This window comes from Streptomyces sp. NPDC055962 (assembly GCF_042270185.1).
Classification (GTDB): Bacteria; Actinomycetota; Actinomycetes; order Streptomycetales; family Streptomycetaceae; genus Streptomyces.
On record NZ_JBHJYN010000001.1, the window covers coordinates 985,128 to 1,001,213 of the forward strand.

Annotated in this window: 15 protein-coding genes; 10 read left to right on the forward strand and 5 right to left on the reverse strand. The window is 70.6% G+C overall.

Features of this window, described 5'->3' with window-relative positions; translation table 11 throughout:
* Positions 1 to 52: 52 nt before the first annotated feature.
* Positions 53 to 1,642, reverse strand: a complete 1,590-nt coding sequence (locus ACFC51_RS04410; protein WP_376371280.1) for a family 20 glycosylhydrolase — start codon at positions 1,640 to 1,642, stop codon at positions 53 to 55.
* A 372-nt stretch (positions 1,643 to 2,014) separates the two neighbouring features.
* Here ACFC51_RS04410 and ACFC51_RS04415 point away from each other — a divergent pair, with 372 nt between their 5' ends.
* The 7 genes from ACFC51_RS04415 (at position 2,015) to ACFC51_RS04445 (ending at position 7,837) form a co-directional block, all read left to right on the forward strand.
* Positions 2,015 to 2,575, forward strand: a complete 561-nt coding sequence (locus ACFC51_RS04415; protein WP_376371279.1) for a 2-oxo-4-hydroxy-4-carboxy-5-ureidoimidazoline decarboxylase — start codon at positions 2,015 to 2,017, stop codon at positions 2,573 to 2,575.
* Between the two features lie 166 nt (positions 2,576 to 2,741).
* Complete coding sequence (gene sdhC, locus ACFC51_RS04420) at positions 2,742 to 3,122, forward strand: succinate dehydrogenase, cytochrome b556 subunit (RefSeq protein ID WP_376371276.1); 381 nt, start codon at positions 2,742 to 2,744, stop codon at positions 3,120 to 3,122.
* A gap of 5 nt (positions 3,123 to 3,127) precedes the next feature.
* A complete protein-coding gene (locus ACFC51_RS04425; protein WP_376371274.1) occupies positions 3,128 to 3,610 on the forward strand; it encodes a succinate dehydrogenase hydrophobic membrane anchor subunit in 483 nt (160 codons plus the stop codon).
* Between the two features lie 29 nt (positions 3,611 to 3,639).
* Positions 3,640 to 5,394, forward strand: a complete 1,755-nt coding sequence (gene sdhA, locus ACFC51_RS04430; protein ID WP_376371271.1) for a succinate dehydrogenase flavoprotein subunit — start codon at positions 3,640 to 3,642, stop codon at positions 5,392 to 5,394.
* The gene (locus ACFC51_RS04435; protein ID WP_376371268.1) at positions 5,394 to 6,170 is read left to right on the forward strand and encodes a succinate dehydrogenase iron-sulfur subunit; all 777 of its coding nucleotides are present in this window, start codon (positions 5,394 to 5,396) and stop codon (positions 6,168 to 6,170) included. Before sdhA ends, ACFC51_RS04435 begins: the two co-directional genes overlap by 1 nt.
* Before the next feature lie 174 nt (positions 6,171 to 6,344).
* Positions 6,345 to 6,932 carry a hypothetical protein gene (locus tag ACFC51_RS04440; RefSeq protein ID WP_376526948.1) on the forward strand — a complete coding sequence of 196 codons (588 nt, stop codon included), beginning with the start codon at positions 6,345 to 6,347 and terminating at the stop codon, positions 6,930 to 6,932.
* 134 nt (positions 6,933 to 7,066) lie between these two features.
* Entirely contained in the window at positions 7,067 to 7,837 is a 771-nt protein-coding gene (locus ACFC51_RS04445) for a TetR family transcriptional regulator (RefSeq protein ID WP_376378230.1), read from the forward strand.
* Positions 7,838 to 8,008: 171 nt separating this feature from the next.
* On the opposite strand, the gene ACFC51_RS04450 is transcribed toward ACFC51_RS04445, so the two are convergent.
* The 3 genes from ACFC51_RS04450 to ACFC51_RS04460 all read right to left on the reverse strand — a co-directional run bounded on the left by ACFC51_RS04450 (position 8,009) and on the right by ACFC51_RS04460 (position 11,332).
* Positions 8,009 to 9,562 (reverse strand): ABC transporter substrate-binding protein, encoded by a 1,554-nt coding sequence (locus ACFC51_RS04450; protein WP_376378227.1) that lies wholly within the window; start codon positions 9,560 to 9,562, stop codon positions 8,009 to 8,011.
* 141 nt (positions 9,563 to 9,703) lie between these two features.
* Entirely contained in the window at positions 9,704 to 11,032 is a 1,329-nt protein-coding gene (locus ACFC51_RS04455; RefSeq protein ID WP_376526950.1) for a metallophosphoesterase, read from the reverse strand.
* A 54-nt stretch (positions 11,033 to 11,086) separates the two neighbouring features.
* Complete coding sequence (locus ACFC51_RS04460) at positions 11,087 to 11,332, reverse strand: SCO4848 family membrane protein (protein ID WP_376378221.1); 246 nt, start codon at positions 11,330 to 11,332, stop codon at positions 11,087 to 11,089.
* Between the two features lie 121 nt (positions 11,333 to 11,453).
* On the opposite strand from ACFC51_RS04460, the gene ACFC51_RS04465 reads away from it, so the two are divergent.
* Positions 11,454 to 12,698, forward strand: coding sequence for a D-alanyl-D-alanine carboxypeptidase family protein (locus ACFC51_RS04465; RefSeq protein WP_376378218.1), 1,245 nt, complete (start codon positions 11,454 to 11,456; stop codon positions 12,696 to 12,698).
* Here ACFC51_RS04465 and ACFC51_RS04470 read toward each other — a convergent pair.
* Positions 12,646 to 13,581 carry a YihY/virulence factor BrkB family protein gene (locus ACFC51_RS04470; protein ID WP_376378215.1) on the reverse strand — a complete coding sequence of 312 codons (936 nt, stop codon included), beginning with the start codon at positions 13,579 to 13,581 and terminating at the stop codon, positions 12,646 to 12,648. The genes ACFC51_RS04465 and ACFC51_RS04470 overlap by 53 nt on opposite strands.
* 128 nt (positions 13,582 to 13,709) lie before the next feature.
* On the opposite strand from ACFC51_RS04470, the gene ACFC51_RS04475 reads away from it, so the two are divergent.
* Both ACFC51_RS04475 and ACFC51_RS04480 read left to right on the forward strand, forming a co-directional pair.
* Complete coding sequence (locus tag ACFC51_RS04475) at positions 13,710 to 15,059, forward strand: FAD-binding protein (protein ID WP_376378213.1); 1,350 nt, start codon at positions 13,710 to 13,712, stop codon at positions 15,057 to 15,059.
* A 166-nt stretch (positions 15,060 to 15,225) separates the two neighbouring features.
* Complete coding sequence (locus ACFC51_RS04480; protein ID WP_376378210.1) at positions 15,226 to 15,984, forward strand: decaprenylphospho-beta-D-erythro-pentofuranosid-2-ulose 2-reductase; 759 nt, start codon at positions 15,226 to 15,228, stop codon at positions 15,982 to 15,984.
* Positions 15,985 to 16,086: the final 102 nt, after the last annotated feature.

The following is a 16,086-nucleotide window of genomic DNA, read 5'->3' on the forward strand; positions in this document are numbered from 1 at the left end:
TCCAGGCCTTCCTCGCCGTGGTGTCCACGGGGGCGTACCTCGGTCCGGCGCCTCAGTCCGACGAATCGACCTCGTCGGCCAGTGTCTTGAACTCGGCCCAGCTCAGCTCGGGCTTGCCCGGGTCCCACAGCTTCTGGGAGACCGCGTTGAGCGGCATCCGGATGCCGGCCGCCACCTGCGCCTGGGTCTGCGCGTTCGGGAAGTCGCCCCAGACCGCGAAGCGGCCGCCCAGGATCTGCTTCGACCAGCGCTCGGCCACGGGCTCGGTGCCGCGCAGGACGAACGGGGTCCACTGCTCGTAGATCCGCTCGCCCGTCGGGTACGTGAAGTCGTTGGGCTCGCCGAGCACGTAGTAGAGGTACTCGTCGTTGAGGTTGACCACCTTGCGCCCCTCGGCCAGGTACTCCTGGGGCGGCCGGGCACCGATCTCCTTGCCCGTCCAGTACTCGACCTCGATGCCCTTGTCGCCGGTGACCGTCCCGCCGCTGAAGAAGCCGTCGTTCCACGCCTTGGGGATCTTCTTCGCCTCGGTGATCACCGCGGCGCGGTCGTTCAGCCAGCCCTCCGCCAGGTCCTGCACGGTGGCGTCGGCGCCGTACTTCTTCCGGGCGGCCGCGGCCAGCTGCGGGTAGGAGGCGGCCGGGTCGCTCACGGTGAGCGCCTGGTACTCGTCCGCGCCGACGTGGAACCAGTCGCCGGGGAAGAGTTCCGCGTACTCCTTGAGCAGGTCGTCGACGATCTCCGCCGACTCGGGCTTCGAGATGTCGACGGCGCCCTCCCGCACGACCCCCTGCGTGTTCCGCAGCCGCAGGTCGGGGTGGGCCTCCAGGACCGCGCCGAGGTGTCCGGGCGAGTCGATCTCGGCGACGATCGTGATGTGGAGGCTCTGCGCGAGCTTCACGATCCGGCGGACCTCCGCCTTGGTGAGGTGCTCGTCGGAGACCACCTCGGGGTGCGTGTCGGACTCGATCCGGAAGGCCTGGTCGTCGGAGAAGTGGAGGCCGAGCTGGTTGAGCTTGAGGTCGGCCATCTCGTGGAGCCGGTCCTCGATCCACCCGGCGCTGTAGTGCTTGCGCGCGATGTCGAGGTTGAGTCCTCGCTGCGGGCGGTCCGGGGTGTCGCGCACCGTGCCCTCGGGCATGGTGCCGTCGGCGTTCAGCGACTGCTTGAGCGTGCGGGTCCCGTAGAACACGCCTGCCTGGCCGGGGCCGCTGATCGTCACCCGGTCACCCTCGGTCCTCAGGGTGTACGACTCCGGTCCGCCCTTGCCGGAGAGCGCCAGCTCGACGTCGCCCGAGCGGGGTGCCTTCTCGCCCCGGTAGCCGATCTTCAGCTCCTCGGCGAGCAGCTTCGCCTCGTCGGCGAGCCCGGGATCGGCCGCGACGACCGCACTGTCCTTGGCCGGTTTCCAGCCGGGTCCGCGAGCGGGGGTGTGCTCGCGGACCGCGGGTATGGTCCGCGGCGTCGTGGAGAGCGGGTAGCTCCGGCTGGGGGACGGTGCGGCGGAGGTGCGGGACGAGGCCGACGCGCCGCTCTGCGGGCCGGAGCCGGAGCCTTCGGGCCAGACGACGACGGTCAGGGTGACGGCGGCGGCCGCCGCGACGGCCGCGCCGGCCACCAGGGGTGCACGTGAGGGCGACATCAGTCAGAAACCTCCGGATCGAGGGAGAAACAGTTCAAAGAAGATGAGAAAGACGGGCATTTCCCCCACTGATTCGTCCATCAAGCGTTCCGAAACTCTCCCGTCCGGGTGAACTTCGCGCATCCTTCGGCTGTGCGTCGCCCGGTCTCGTTAGCGTGGAGACACAGAAGAATCACCCTTCACTCCCGCCTCCGCACAACCTCTTCGCTCTCCGGCCCCTCTCCAGGGTCACAGATGTCATTCATTCGAGGAGTCCCGCTGTCCAGGTCCAGCGAGTCCCACGCCGACCTGCCGAAACCACCTCAGCAGGCAGGGCGGACGACCTTCCCCGTCCAGCACCGGGGCCCTGCCCCGGCCCTTCGGGAGCCCCTGGTGGAGGCCCCCGTTCCGGAACCAGTGTCGGCGAGTCCGCGCGGAAGTGCCCACTCGAAAGGGCTCGGCCGCTTCAACACCTGGCCCCGCGACCTGGCCGAAGCCGCTCTGCTGGAGTGCTGCGGCAGCAGTCGCTGGGCACAGCGGATGGCCGCCCACCGCCCCTATCCGGACGTGGAGACCCTGCTGGCGGGCGCGGACGAGGCGGGCTACGACCTGGCGCACCCGGATCTCGCCGAGGCCCTCGCCGCGGAGAGCGCGCCCTGCCTGCACCACGACGCGCCGCGCGCCGCCCACCTGGCACTGCGCGCCGCGCACGCCGCGTACGAGAGCCGGTTCGGCCACGCCTTCGTGATCTGCCTCGACGGCGCGCACCCCTCCCAGCACGTCGACCAGGTGCTGGCGGCGATCCGGACCCGCCTGGCGCACGAACCGGACGAGGAGCGGTCCCTCACCGCGGAGGAGATGCGGCGACTCGCCCGGGGCCGCATCATCGAGCTGGTGACGGAGGCGGGCCGGGCGCCCGGCCCGTTCCCCCCGGTGGCATATGACCCGCGGTAGCCCGTCCGTGCCTGTTTGACTGCAGCTTTGATCACACCGGAGGCCCCGCCGCCATGGAACCGACAAAGCGTCGCTACGATGGCCAGGGCCGGTGGACCGTACCCGGCCGGGTCAGACCGACAGTCAAGCCGGCCGACCCCAATCCCCGCTCCCGGAGGGTTCTTCCGTGCCGGCTGGAACGCTGTACCGCGGCCGGGAAGGCATGTGGTCCTGGGTGGCTCATCGAGTCACCGGTGTCCTCATTTTCTTCTTCCTGTTCGTACACGTCCTTGACACCGCACTCGTGCGTGTCTCCCCCGAGGCGTACGACGAGGTCGTGGCCACCTACAAGACCCCGATCGTCGCGCTGCTCGAGTACGGCCTGGTGGCCGCGATCCTCTTCCACGCGCTGAACGGTCTCCGCATCGTCGCCGTGGACTTCTGGGCCAAGGGCCCGCGCTACCAGAAGCAGATGCTCTGGACCGTCCTCGGTATCTGGATCGTGCTGATGGTCGGGGCGCTGTACCCCGTCCTCGGCCACGCCGTACGCGAAGTCTTCGGGAGCTGAGGCCAATGTCAACCGAGACTCCTTCGTCGTCGGCGATCGGCGACGTCGAGGCCGTCAGCCTCTTCGACGTCGACAACCCGGCCCCCGTGATCGAGCCCCCGCGCAAGCGCACGGGCAAGACCCCCAAGGGCTCGCGCACGAACTTCGAGATGTACGCCTGGCTCTTCATGCGCCTGTCGGGCATCGTGCTGGTCGTCCTCGTCCTCGGCCACCTGCTGATCCAGCTGGTGCTCGACGGTGGCGTGTCCAAGATCGGCTTCGCCTTCGTCGCGGGCCGCTGGGCCTCGCCGTTCTGGCAGGTCTGGGACCTGGCGATGCTGTGGCTCGCCATGCTGCACGGCGCCAACGGCCTCCGTACGGTCATCAACGACTACGCCGAACGGGACAACACCCGCTTCTGGCTGAAGATGCTCCTGTACACCGCCACGGTGTTCACCGTCCTGCTGGGCACGCTGGTGATCTTCACCTTCGACCCGAACATCCGCTAGGCGCCGGGACAGAGGGACCAGAGGAAACCATGCAGATCCACAAGTACGACACCGTCATCGTCGGCGCCGGCGGCGCCGGCATGCGCGCGGCCATCGAGTCGACCAAGCGCAGCCGCACCGCCGTGCTGACCAAGCTCTACCCCACCCGCTCCCACACGGGCGCCGCGCAGGGCGGCATGGCCGCCGCGCTGGCCAACGTGGAGGAGGACAACTGGGAGTGGCACACCTTCGACACGATCAAGGGCGGCGACTACCTGGTCGACCAGGACGCCGCCGAGATCCTCGCGAAGGAGGCCATCGACGCCGTCCTCGACCTGGAGAAGATGGGCCTGCCGTTCGGCCGTACGCCCGAGGGGAAGATCGACCAGCGCCGGTTCGGCGGTCACTCCCGCAACCACGGTGAGGCCCCCGTCCGCCGCGCCTGCTACTCGGGCGACCGCACCGGCCACATGATCCTCCAGACGCTCTACCAGAACTGCGTCAAGGAGGGCGTGGAGTTCTTCAACGAGTTCTACGTCCTGGACCAGCTGGTCGTCGAGCACGACGGCGTCAGGAAGTCGGCCGGCGTCGTCGCCTACGAGCTGGCCACCGGCGAGATCCACGTCTTCCAGGCGAAGTCGGTCATCTACGCGTCGGGCGGCACCGGCAAGTTCTTCAAGGTGACGTCGAACGCGCACACCCTGACCGGTGACGGCCAGGCCGCCTGCTACCGCCGGGGCCTGCCGCTGGAGGACATGGAGTTCTTCCAGTTCCACCCGACGGGCATCTGGCGCATGGGCATCCTGCTGACGGAGGGCGCCCGCGGTGAGGGCGGCATCCTCCGCAACAAGGACGGCGAGCGCTTCATGGAGAAGTACGCGCCGGTCATGAAGGACCTCGCGTCCCGTGACGTCGTGTCCCGCTCCATCTACACGGAGATCCGTGAGGGCCGCGGCTGCGGCCCCGAGGGCGACCACGTCTACCTCGACCTCACGCACCTCCCGCCGGAGCAGCTGGACGCGAAGCTCCCGGACATCACCGAGTTCGCGCGTACGTACCTCGGCATCGAGCCCTACACGGACCCGATCCCGATCCAGCCGACCGCGCACTACGCCATGGGCGGCATCCCGACGAACGTCGAGGGTGAGGTGCTGGCCGACAACACCACCGTCGTCCCGGGCCTGTACGCCGCAGGCGAGGTCGCCTGTGTCTCCGTGCACGGCGCCAACCGCCTGGGCACCAACTCGCTGCTCGACATCAACGTCTTCGGGCGCCGTTCGGGCATCGCCGCCGCCGAGTACTCCGCGAAGAACGACTTCGTCGAGCTTCCCGACAACCCGGCGCAGCTGGTCCAGGAGCAGGTCGAGCGGCTGCGCAACTCGACGGGCACCGAGCGGGTCCACGCGCTCCGCACGGAGCTGCAGGAGTGCATGGACGCCAACGTGATGGTGTTCCGCACCGAGCAGACCATCAAGACCGCGGTCGACAAGATCGCCGAGCTGCGCGCGCGGTATCTCAACGTGTCCATCCAGGACAAGGGCAAGCGGTTCAACACCGACCTGCTGGAGGCCATCGAGCTGGGCAACCTGCTCGACCTGGCCGAGGTCATGGCGACCTCCGCGCTGGCCCGCAAGGAGTCCCGCGGCGGCCACTACCGCGAGGACTACCCGAACCGCGACGACGTCAACTTCATGCGCCACACCATGGCGTACCGCGAGGTCGCGGACGACGGCACCGAGTCGATCCGGCTCGACTACAAGCCGGTCGTCACGACCCGCTACCAGCCGATGGAGCGTAAGTACTGATGGCAACCCCCACCCTGGAGAAGTCGGACAAGGCTCCCGAGCCCGAGGCCGGCTTCGCCGACACCCCGTACATCACGGCGACGTTCCGGATCCGCCGCTTCAACCCCGAGGTCTCCGACGAGGCCGAGTGGCAGGACTTCCAGATCTCGATCGACCCGAAGGAGCGTGTGCTCGACGCCCTTCACAAGATCAAGTGGGAGCAGGACGGCACTCTGACGTTCCGGCGCTCCTGCGCGCACGGCATCTGCGGCTCCGACGCGATGCGGATCAACGGCAAGAACAGGCTCGCCTGCAAGACGCTGATCAAGGACATCAACCCGGAGAAGCCGATCACGGTCGAGGCCATCAAGGGCCTCACGGTCCTGAAGGACCTCGTGGTCGACATGGACCCGTTCTTCCAGGCCTACCGCGATGTCATGCCCTTCCTCGTCACCAAGGGGAACGAGCCGACGCGTGAGCGCCTGCAGTCCCCCGAGGACCGCGAGCGCTTCGACGACACCACCAAGTGCATCCTGTGCGCCGCGTGCACGTCCTCGTGCCCGGTGTTCTGGAACGACGGCCAGTACTTCGGCCCGGCGGCCATCGTCAACGCGCACCGCTTCATCTTCGACTCGCGCGACGAAGCCGGTGAGCAGCGCCTGGAGATCCTCAACGACCGTGACGGCGTGTGGCGTTGCCGCACCACGTTCAACTGCACGGACGCCTGCCCGCGTGGCATCGAGGTCACCAAGGCGATCCAGGAAGTGAAGCGCGCGCTCATCACCCGCCGCTTCTGACCCGAGGGTCGCACCGGGAGGCCCCGTTCCCCGCACGGTCCGTGCGGGGAACGGGGCCTCCTCGTGCATCGGAGGGGCCGGGACGGTACGGTCGTGCGGAGCCGGTGACCGGCTCGCGTCTCCCGGTGCAGCACAGCGCGGGAGCAGATGGCTTGATGGAGAACGGGGAACGTTGTGAGCGATCCGAATCCGTACGCGGACGACTCATACAAGTGGGGCCCGCCCCAGCCGCCGGGCAACCCGCCCACGATGCCGGACGGCCAGGGCTACGGCTATCCGGCGCCGGGCGCCACTCCCGCGTACGGCTACCCGCAGCCCCTGCCCGACGGCGCGGCGCAGCCCGGCCCCGGCTACGGCTACCCGGGCCCCGGCCAACCGACCGAGCCCGGCTTCAACCTGCCGGTGCAGCAGGGCGGCGGGGTGCCGATGCTCTCGCTCGGTGACATCACGGTGATGAGCGACGGCATCGTGACCCCGTCCGGCACCCTGCCGCTCAAGGGCGCGGTGTGGACGGCGACCGACATGTCGCGCACCGAGGAGAAGATCCCGACGGTGGGCATCGTGCTGGCGATCGTCTTCGCGCTGTTCTGCCTCATCGGACTGCTGTTCCTCCTGATGAAGGAGAAGCGCACCACCGGCTTCGTGCAGATCACGGTCACCAGCGGCGGCCGGCACCACCAGACGATGATCCCGGCGACGGGTCCGGAGACCTTCCAGTGGGTCATGTCCCAGGTCAACACCGCGCGTTCGATGAGCGCCTGAGACGAGCAAGCGGTGCCCCGGGGCCAGGAGGCGGCCGCCCGCGCCTTCCTGGGCCCTCAGGCGCTTCTCCGGGGCCCTCCCCGCTCTCCGGGGCCCGGCTCCGGCACGGCGCACTCCCGGCTAGCCTGGGGACCGTGGTGGAGCAGGAGAAACACGTGACGGACGCGGACGGATCGAAGCCGGCCGGAGGCGACCGGGCGGCAGGGAAGGCGGGGGCGCCGAAGAGTGAGCAGACCCGCACCCGCATCCTGGAGACCGCGCTCCGGCTCTTCGAGGAGCGCGGGTACGACAGGACGACGATGAGGGCGATCGCCCAGGAGGCGGGCGTCTCCGTCGGGAACGCCTACTACTACTTCTCGTCGAAGGAACACCTGGTCCAGGGCTTCTACGACCGTCTCGCCACCGACCACGAGACCGCTGTGCAGCCCGTACTGGCCGGGGACAGGGATCTTGCCGTACGCATCCGGGGCGTGCTGCTCACCTGGCTGGACGTGGCCGGCCCCCACCACCGCTTCGCCGCGCAGTTCTTCAAGAACGCCGCGGACCCGGACAGCCCGCTCTCCCCCTTCTCGGAGGAGTCGGCGGCGGCCCGGGACGCGGTCATCTCCGTGCACGAGCGCTGCCTTGCGGGCTCCTCCGTCAAGGCGGATCCGGAACTGGCCGCACTGCTGCCGCAGTTGATGTGGCTGATGCAGATGGGGCTCGTGCTGTTCTGGGTCTACGACCGGTCCGAGGGCACCGAACGCAGCCGCCGGCTCGTCGAGCGCACCGCCCCGATCGCCGCGCGGGCGATCGCGCTCTCCCGCTTCCGGGTGCTGCGGCCGCTCGTGCGGCAGATCCACGACGTACTGGTCGAGTTCCTGCCCCGCCGGTCGTCCGGCCCACGGGACGTCGCACCGGGCTGACTCCGGCGCCGGACCCCGGCCCGGGGCGCCGCGTCCCCGAGCGCGGCCCCCCGAGACCTCGTCGACTCCTGCACCGGTCGTCCGATCAGGCCGGCTCCGGCGCCGCACCTCGGATCGGGCCGGCCCGGGGCGCCGGGCCTCAGATCCGGCCGCCGGGCCTGCTGCCGGGCGTCAGATCCACTTGAGTTCCCACAGCCGCCAGAGCCCCGTGCCGTCGGAGAGGTACTGGGAGCCGGACACGGACTGCTTGCTGACGACGTAGTCCTTCTTCTGCCACAGCGGCACCAGCGGCACGTCCTTGCCGACCAGCTCCTGGAGCTCCTTGAAGTCGGCCGAGGTCCGGCCACGGTCGCTGTACTGCTGGGTGGCGGCGATCAGCGCGTCCATCTTGGTGCTGGTGTAGCCGTTGTGCAGGGAGCTGTCGCGGCCGACCAGCGGCTGGCTGAAGGTGTCGGGGTCCGGGAAGTCGGGAAGCCAGCCCAGGGTGTACGCGTCGTACTCGCCGGCCGCGTACCCCTTCTGGAACGCCTGCCATTCCACGGCCTTCTCCGTGACGTCGAACAGTCCGTCCTTCTCCAGCTGGCGGACCAGTTCGGTGGACTCCTCCTTGTTGGCGTCGTCGTCGCGGTGGGCGAAGGTGATGTGCAGGGGGAGCTGCACGCCCGCCTCCTGCATGAGCGCCTTCGCCCGGGCCGGGTCCGACTGCGGGTAGGAGTCGAAGAAGGGGGTGCTGTGCCCGATGTATCCCTGCGGGATCAGCGAGTAGAGCGGTTCCACGGTGTTCCGGTAGACCTTGGTGACCAGCGGTCCGCGGTCGATGAGCCAGGCGATGGCCTGGCGCACCTTCTTGTCCGCGAGCGGCGATCCCTCACGGACGTTGAAGACGAGGTTGCGGATCTCGGCGCTGTCCGCCTCGGTGACGCGCTGTTCGCTCGCGCCCGGGTCGAGCTCGGCGAGCGTCTCGGCGGGAAGCTGACGGTGCGTGACATCGACGTCCCCGGCCGTCCAGGCCGCCTGGAGCGCCTCGGACCCCTCGAAGTAGCGGATGTCGACGGGACCGCCCGTCTGCTTCAGCGCGCCCTTGTACGACGGGTTGGGCACCAGCTCCGCCTGGACACCGGGCTCGAACGACTTGAGGGTGTACGGGCCGGAGCCGTCGGCCTGGTTGCCGGCGCGCAGCTTGTCCTTCGGGTACAGGGTGGGATCGACGATGGATCCGGCGCCCGTCGCGAGCTTCTGAGGGAACGTCGCGTCCCGCGCGGAGAGGTTGAAGGTGATCGTCCGGCCCTCGGACACGACGGTGTCGAGGCTGGGGAACAGCACGGAGGGCCCGGCGTCGGCCTTGATCCTCAGCATCCGCTCGAAGGAGTACCGGACGTCCGCGGCCGTGATCTTGCGGCCGTTGGAGAAGGTCAGGTCGTCCCGCAGCTCGCACTGGTAGGTCTGGAGCTTCTGGCCGATGAAGCCGCAGCTCTTGGCCGCGTCCGGTTCCGGCACGACCGCCCCGGACTTGAAGGTCATCAGCGACTGGTAGAGGTTGCTGTAGATCGCCCACGAGCCTGCGTCGTACGCGCCTGCCGGGTCGAGCGAGGTCACTTCGTCGGACGTGCCCACCGTGATCGGGGACTCGTTCACCTCGTCCGAGGGGAGCAGTTGCCAGGCGCCGACGCCTGCGATGACCAATACCGCCAGAATCGCGAGAATCCGTAGACGGATGAACCGCATTGCCGTGCTCCCTTGCCAACCCACCCCCGGCTCGCGTGCATGGAGAGGTGCCTCATCGCATCACGGCCGCATGTTCACCGTCACTCAATCACACGATATTCACATACGGAAGGTCAGACTGGCCTTTCACAGGTTTCGCGCTCAGGCCTGCGGGGAAGCGAGTTGCACCACGGTGATGTCGGAGGGAGCCCCGACGCGTACGGGCGGACCCCATGCGCCCGCGCCGCGCGAGACGTACAGCTGGGTGTCGCCGTAGCGTTCGTACCCGGCGACGGTCGGGTTGGCGAGCTCGGCCACCAGGTTGCCGGGCCAGAGCTGGCCCCCGTGGGTGTGGCCGGAGAGCTGGAGACCCACGCCGTACTCGACGGCGTCGTCGATGACGACGGGCTGGTGGGCGAGGAGGACGGAGGCACGGCTGCGGTCCCGGTCGCCGAGCGCGCGGGCGAAGTCGGGTCCCTGGCCCTCGCTCTCGCCCGCCACGTCGTTGACCCCGGCGAGGTCGAAGCCGGCGACCTCGATTCGGGCGTTCTCCAGCGGGTGCAGACCCAGTTCGCGTACGTGGTCGACCCACTCGGCGGCACCGGAGAAGTACTCGTGGTTGCCGGTGACGAAGTAACTGCCGTGCCGGGACTCGATCTGCGCGAGCGGCTCGGCCGCGGGCCCGAGGTCGGCGACGGATCCGTCGACGAGGTCTCCCACCACGGCGACCAGGTCGGGGCTGGTGGCGTTGATCGCGTCGACGACGCGCCGGGTGTGGGCGCGGCCCAGGAGGGGGCCCAGGTGGATGTCGCTCACCATCGTGATCCGGAAGCCGTGGGCGGAGCGCGGCAGTCCGGCGAGCGGGATGGTGATCCGCTTGGTGCGGGGACCGCGGAGCACCCCGTAGGTGCCGTTCCCGACGATGCCGAGCCCGGCAAGGGCGGCGGCCCCGCCGACCGTGCGGGCGACGAACAGCCGGCGGGAGGGGTCGGCGACGGCCGGGGCGGTGGCCCCGGGGTCCGGCGCGACGTCCGTACGGGTGCTGCCCGTGCCGGAACCGGCGTCGTCCGCCACGGCCCGGTCCACCCGCTCGGCGGCCGGCTCCGTCGTCCGGCCCGGGTGCGCAGCGGCCGCGGCGTCGGTCCGGTCCGCCTCCTCGGCCGCTCCGGCCCTGCGGGCGAGCACCCGGCGCAGCAGGGGGCGTACGGCCTCTCCCACCAGCAGGGCCAGCGTCAGGTAGAGCAGGGCGGCCAGCCACAGGTAGCCGGGCCAGGCGAGCGCCTGCTGCACCGGGAAGGGCACTCCCGCACGGCTGGAGACGAGGGCTCCGACGCTCAGCAGCGGCAGCACGAAGGCGGCGACGGTCCCCGCCCGGCGGGCGGGGCTCCCCTTCCGCGTCGTGTCACCGATCAGCCGGCGCCACACATAGCGGTGCACTCCGGCGAGCAGGGCGAGAACCGCCACCGCCACGAGCACGAAGACCACGATCACGTACGCTCCCCCGCTGAAACGATCTTGCCCCGACGCCCGCCCTTACGCGGGGTGTCATCCGCCGTCGCGACGCAGGGCCCTGACTCCACGGAACCCGATGACCCCCACAGCCGTCCCCAGAAGAAACGAGGTGACGGCGAGCAGCAGATGGACCCAGAAGTAGGCGGTCGGGTCGCCCGCGTCGTCGAACGCGAGCCCGCTGCCGTCCTTCCACAGATTCTTGACAAAGGTGACCCAGATGACCCAGCTCCACGCTCCGAAAACGAGCAGGAACCAGGAGACGGGGCGGCTGAGCTTCATGGAATCAGTATCGCCGCCGCCTTCCCGCCCTCACGCCCGGGGTGGGCCGACCCGGCGGTATGCACGGCGGGTCAGGCCATCCGTGTCCCCATCCTCAGCAACGCCCTGTACGTTTCCGACCGTGCCTGCTCTGAAAAAGACCGTAATGACGGTCCTCTCTGCCGCATTGCTGTCCGTATGTGTCGTCAGTCCCGCGGGGGCGGCCGACAAGGACAAGACCGACGACAAGCAGCCGGTACCGACGGGTCGGATGTCGACCGTGGGCGGCAACCGGCTGGGCGAGGTGGGCACCCAGGTCGAACTGGGACCGGGCGCCCCCGTCCTGCCCAAGGAGCTCACCGCGCGGTCGTGGATCGTCGCCGACGCGGAGGACGGGAAGGTGCTCGCGTCGCACAACGCGCACTGGCGGCTCCCGCCCGCCTCCACCCTGAAGATGCTCTTCGCCGACACGGTGCTGCCCGCCCTGCAGCCGAAGACGATGACCCACCTGGTGACCGAGGACGAGCTCGCGGGCGTCGGCGAGGGAAGCAGCCTGGTGGGCGTCAAGGAGGACCATTCCTACACGGTCCACGACCTGTGGCTCGGCGTGTTCCTCCGTTCCGGCAACGACGCGGTGCACGTGCTGTCCGAGATGTACGGCGGCGTGCCCGCGACGGTCGCGGCGATGCAGCGGCACGCGGAGGAACTGCAGGCCCTGGACACGACGGTCGTCTCGCCCGACGGCTACGACGCGCCGACGCAGGTCTCCAGCGCGTACGACCTGACCCTGTTCGCCCGGAGCGGCATGCAGAAGGCCGACTTCCGCGAGTACGCCGCGACGGCGACGGCGGAGTTCCCCGGCGACCAGAAGAAGGGCAAGAAGCGGGAGACCTTCGAGATCCAGAACACCAACCGGCTGATCACCGGGGACATCGGGGTGGATCCGTACCAGGGCATCGCGGGCGTCAAGAACGGCTACACCACCCACGCGGGCAACACCTTCACGGGCATCGCCGAACGCGACGGCAAGGTGCTCCTCGTGACGGTCATGAACCCCTCGTCCGAGGAGAGCCACGCCGTCTACAAGGAGGCTGCACACCTGCTCGACTGGGGCTTCTCGGCCGAGGGCAAGGTGACCCCCGTGGGCGAGCTGGTGCCGCCGAGGTCCGCCCTGCCCGCGAAGGACTCGACACCGGCCGCGGGTGCGGACAAGGCAGAGAAGAAGCACGCGGCCGCCGCGGCCGCCGCCGGACCGGCCGGCACCAACGGCGCCTGGACGGCCCTGTCCATCGCCGGCGGTGTACTGGTGGTCCTGGCGGGCGGCGTGTTCCTGGTCAACCGGCGCTGGCCGCTGCCGGACCTGGTGCGCCGTCTTCCCCGTCACTGATGGCAGCGGCCTCCTCGTCCGCCGGTTCCTCGTCCTTGCTGGGTGTCGCCGTCCAGGCGGCACAGACCAGCAGCAGCTTCGCGCTGAAGTTGATCCACAGGAGGAGGGCGATCGGCACGCCGAAGGCGCCGTACATGCTCTTCCCGGCGACGTCCCGCATGTAGCTGCCGAGCAGCAGCTTGAGCAGCTCGAAGCCGACGGCGCCGACCAGACCGGCCACGATCAGCCGGCGGCGCGGCGGCTCCACCCCGGGCAGCAGGGTCAGCAGGTAGAGCAGGATCAGGAAGTCGGCGAAGGCCGCCACGGCCACGGCGGCCACCTGGAGCAGCACCCCGCCCACGCCGTTCTCGGGGATGCCCAGGCGGTCGACCGTCCAGCCGATGGCCGTGGAGGCGACGGTGGACACGGCGAGCGTCACGAGGACCGCGCCGCCCAGGCCGAGGAGCAGGCCCGCGTCCTTCAGCTTGCGGACGACGGGGTTGCCCTCGTCCACGTCGTCCTTGTCCCACACGGCCCGCAGGCAGTCCCGCATGGAGCCGACCCACCCGATGCCGGTGAAGAGCAGCAGCAGACCGGCGACGACCCCCACCGTGCCCGCGTGGGCCACGAGGCTGTCGATGCCGAGCTGGTCCGAGATGCCCGGCACCTGGTCGGCCAGCTTGTCCTCGATCGTGTCGAGCTGCTGGGGCGAGAGCAGCGCGGCACCGACCGCGGCGCCGACCGCGATCAGCGGGAAGAGCGCGAGGAAGCTGAGGAAGGTGATCGCCGCGGCGAGCCTCGTCCAATGGACCCGGTCCAGCGTCTCGTAGGAGCGCCAGGCGTGCGTCATCATCAGCCGCGCGACGAGCGGCCCGATGACGGGAAGTTTTTTCAGCCAGTCCATGACGTACGCGTACCCCTCCGCGCGCAGAAAACCGGTGTCCGGAGCCTCCCGGAACACCAATCACCCATTTCGGTGAGTGCTGTAACAAATCCCTCAAAAGGGTTTTGCAGGACGATACGGTCACGTTCATGTCCGTCGACACGGTGTCCTTGACCGGCTGGGGCCGCACCGCCCCGACGACCGCGCTGCGGTTCCGCCCCCGTACGTACGAAGACGCCGCGGTCGCCGTACGGGGCCGCGGGCCCCGTGGGGTCGTCGCCCGGGGCCTGGGCCGCGCCCACGGGGACGCCGCGCAGAACGCCGGCGGATCCGTGGTCGACATGACGGCGCTGGACAGGATCCGGGCGGTCGACGCCGTCGCGGGGACGGTGGTCTGCGACGCCGGGGTGAGCCTGCACCGTCTGATGGCGACCCTGCTCCCCCTCGGCTGGTTCCTCCCGGTCACCCCGGCGACCCGGCAGGTCACCGTCGGCGGCGCCATCGGTTCCGACGTGCACGGCAGGAACCACCGGACGGCGGGCTCCTTCGCCCGGCACGTGCGCTCCCTGGAGCTGCTGACCGCGGACGGTGCGGTCCGTACGGTCCTGCCGGGCACCGACCTGTTCGCCGCGACCACCGGCGGCCTGGGGCTGACCGGCGTGATCCTCTCCGCCACCCTCGGCCTGCGCCCCGTCGCCACCTCCCTGATGTCGGTCGACACCGCACGGGCGGCCGATCTGGACGGGGCACTGGCCCGGCTGAGCGCCTGCGGCGACCACACCCCGTACGCCGCCGCCTGGATCGATCTCCTGGCCCGCGGCAGGTCGACGGGGCGCGCAATCGTGACGCGCGGGGAGCACACGCCCCTCGACGCGCTCCCGGCGCGCGCCCGGCGCACCGCGCTCGCCTTCCGCCCGGGGAAGCTCCCTCCCGCAGCCGCCCTCGTCCCCGAGGGGCTGCTCGGCCGCACCCCGGCGGCGCTCCTGAACGAGCTCCGTCACCGTGGGGCCCCCGCTTCGCGGACCGGGGAGCTGCAGAAGGTCTCCACCTTCTTCCACCCCATGGACGCCGCCCCTGCGTGGGCCCGTGTCCCCGGCAGGTCCGGCTCCGTGCAGTACCAGTTCGTCCTCGGGCACGGCCACGAGGAGACCCTGCACCGCATCGTCCGGCAGATCACCCTGCGCCGGGCCCCCGCCTTCCACGCCGTGCTCAAGCGGTTCGGCGAAGGCGGTCCGGGCTGGCTGTCGTTCCCGGCCCCCGGCTGGACGCTCTCGTTCGGGCTGCCGGCCGGCCTGCCCGGTCTGGCGCGCCTCCTGGACGGGCTCGACGCGGAGGTGGCGGCGGCCGGCGGCCGGGTCTGCCTGGCGAAGGACGCGCGGATGCGGCCCGGGCTGCTGGCCGCCATGTACCCGCGGCTCCCGGAGTTCCGGGCCCTGCGCGAGGAGCTGGACCCTACGGGAGCCTTCCGCTCCGACCTGTCCCGCCGCCTCGCGCTCTGACCGTCCGGGCCGCGTGGGGCGGTGTCCCCGGCGCCACGTCGCCCCGGCACGGCCCGGCCGTCCGCGGCCCCGTCCCCGCGGCTCCCCCGCCCGTTCCGCGCTTCCGCGCTTCCGCTCCTCCGTTCGCTCGACAGCGCTCTCCGTCATCCCCGCTAGGAGTAATCCCGTGAAGGACGCCTTCGGTGCCCCGCAGTCCCTGCTCGTCCTCGGTGGCACCTCGGAGATCGGCCTGGCCACCGCGCGGCGGCTGATCGCCCGCCGCACCCGGACCGTGCGGCTCGCCGGGCGGCCCTCCCCGGCCCTGGAGCGGGCCGCGGCGGACCTCCGCGAGCTGGGCGCCGACGTCCGCACCGTCGCCTTCGACGCGCTCGATTCCGCGTCCCACGAGGAGGTGCTCGGGAAGCTCTTCACCGAGGGCGACATCGACATGGTGCTGCTGGCCTTCGGCGTCCTGGGCGACCAGGCCCGTGACGAGGAGGAGCCCCTCTCCGCCGTGCGCGTCGCGCAGACCAACTACACCGGGGCGGTCTCCGCCGGGCTGGTGTGCGCCGGCGCGCTGCAGGCGCAGGGGCACGGGTCGCTGGTGGTGCTCTCGTCCGTGGCCGGTGAACGCGCCCGGCGCGCCGACTTCATCTACGGCTCCAGCAAGGCGGGCCTGGATACCTTCGCGCAGGGGCTGGGCGACGCGCTGCACGGGACGGGGGTGCACGTGATGGTGGTGCGTCCGGGCTTCGTGCGCTCACGCATGACGGCGGGACGCGAGGAGGCACCGCTCGCCACGACACCCGGCGCGGTCGCGGACGCCATCGTGACGGGGCTGAGGAGGCGCTCGGAGACCGTCTGGGTTCCCGGGGCGTTGCGGGTGGTGATGTCGGCTCTGCGGCACGTACCGCGCCCGCTCTTCCGGCGCCTGCCGGTGCGGTAGGGCCTTGCCCCGGCGGCGGCCGCGGGCGGACCCGGGTCGTGATCGGCCGGTGAGATCGGGCAGGTGCGGACCCGCGTCGTGATCGGGCCGGTGCGGTGCCGG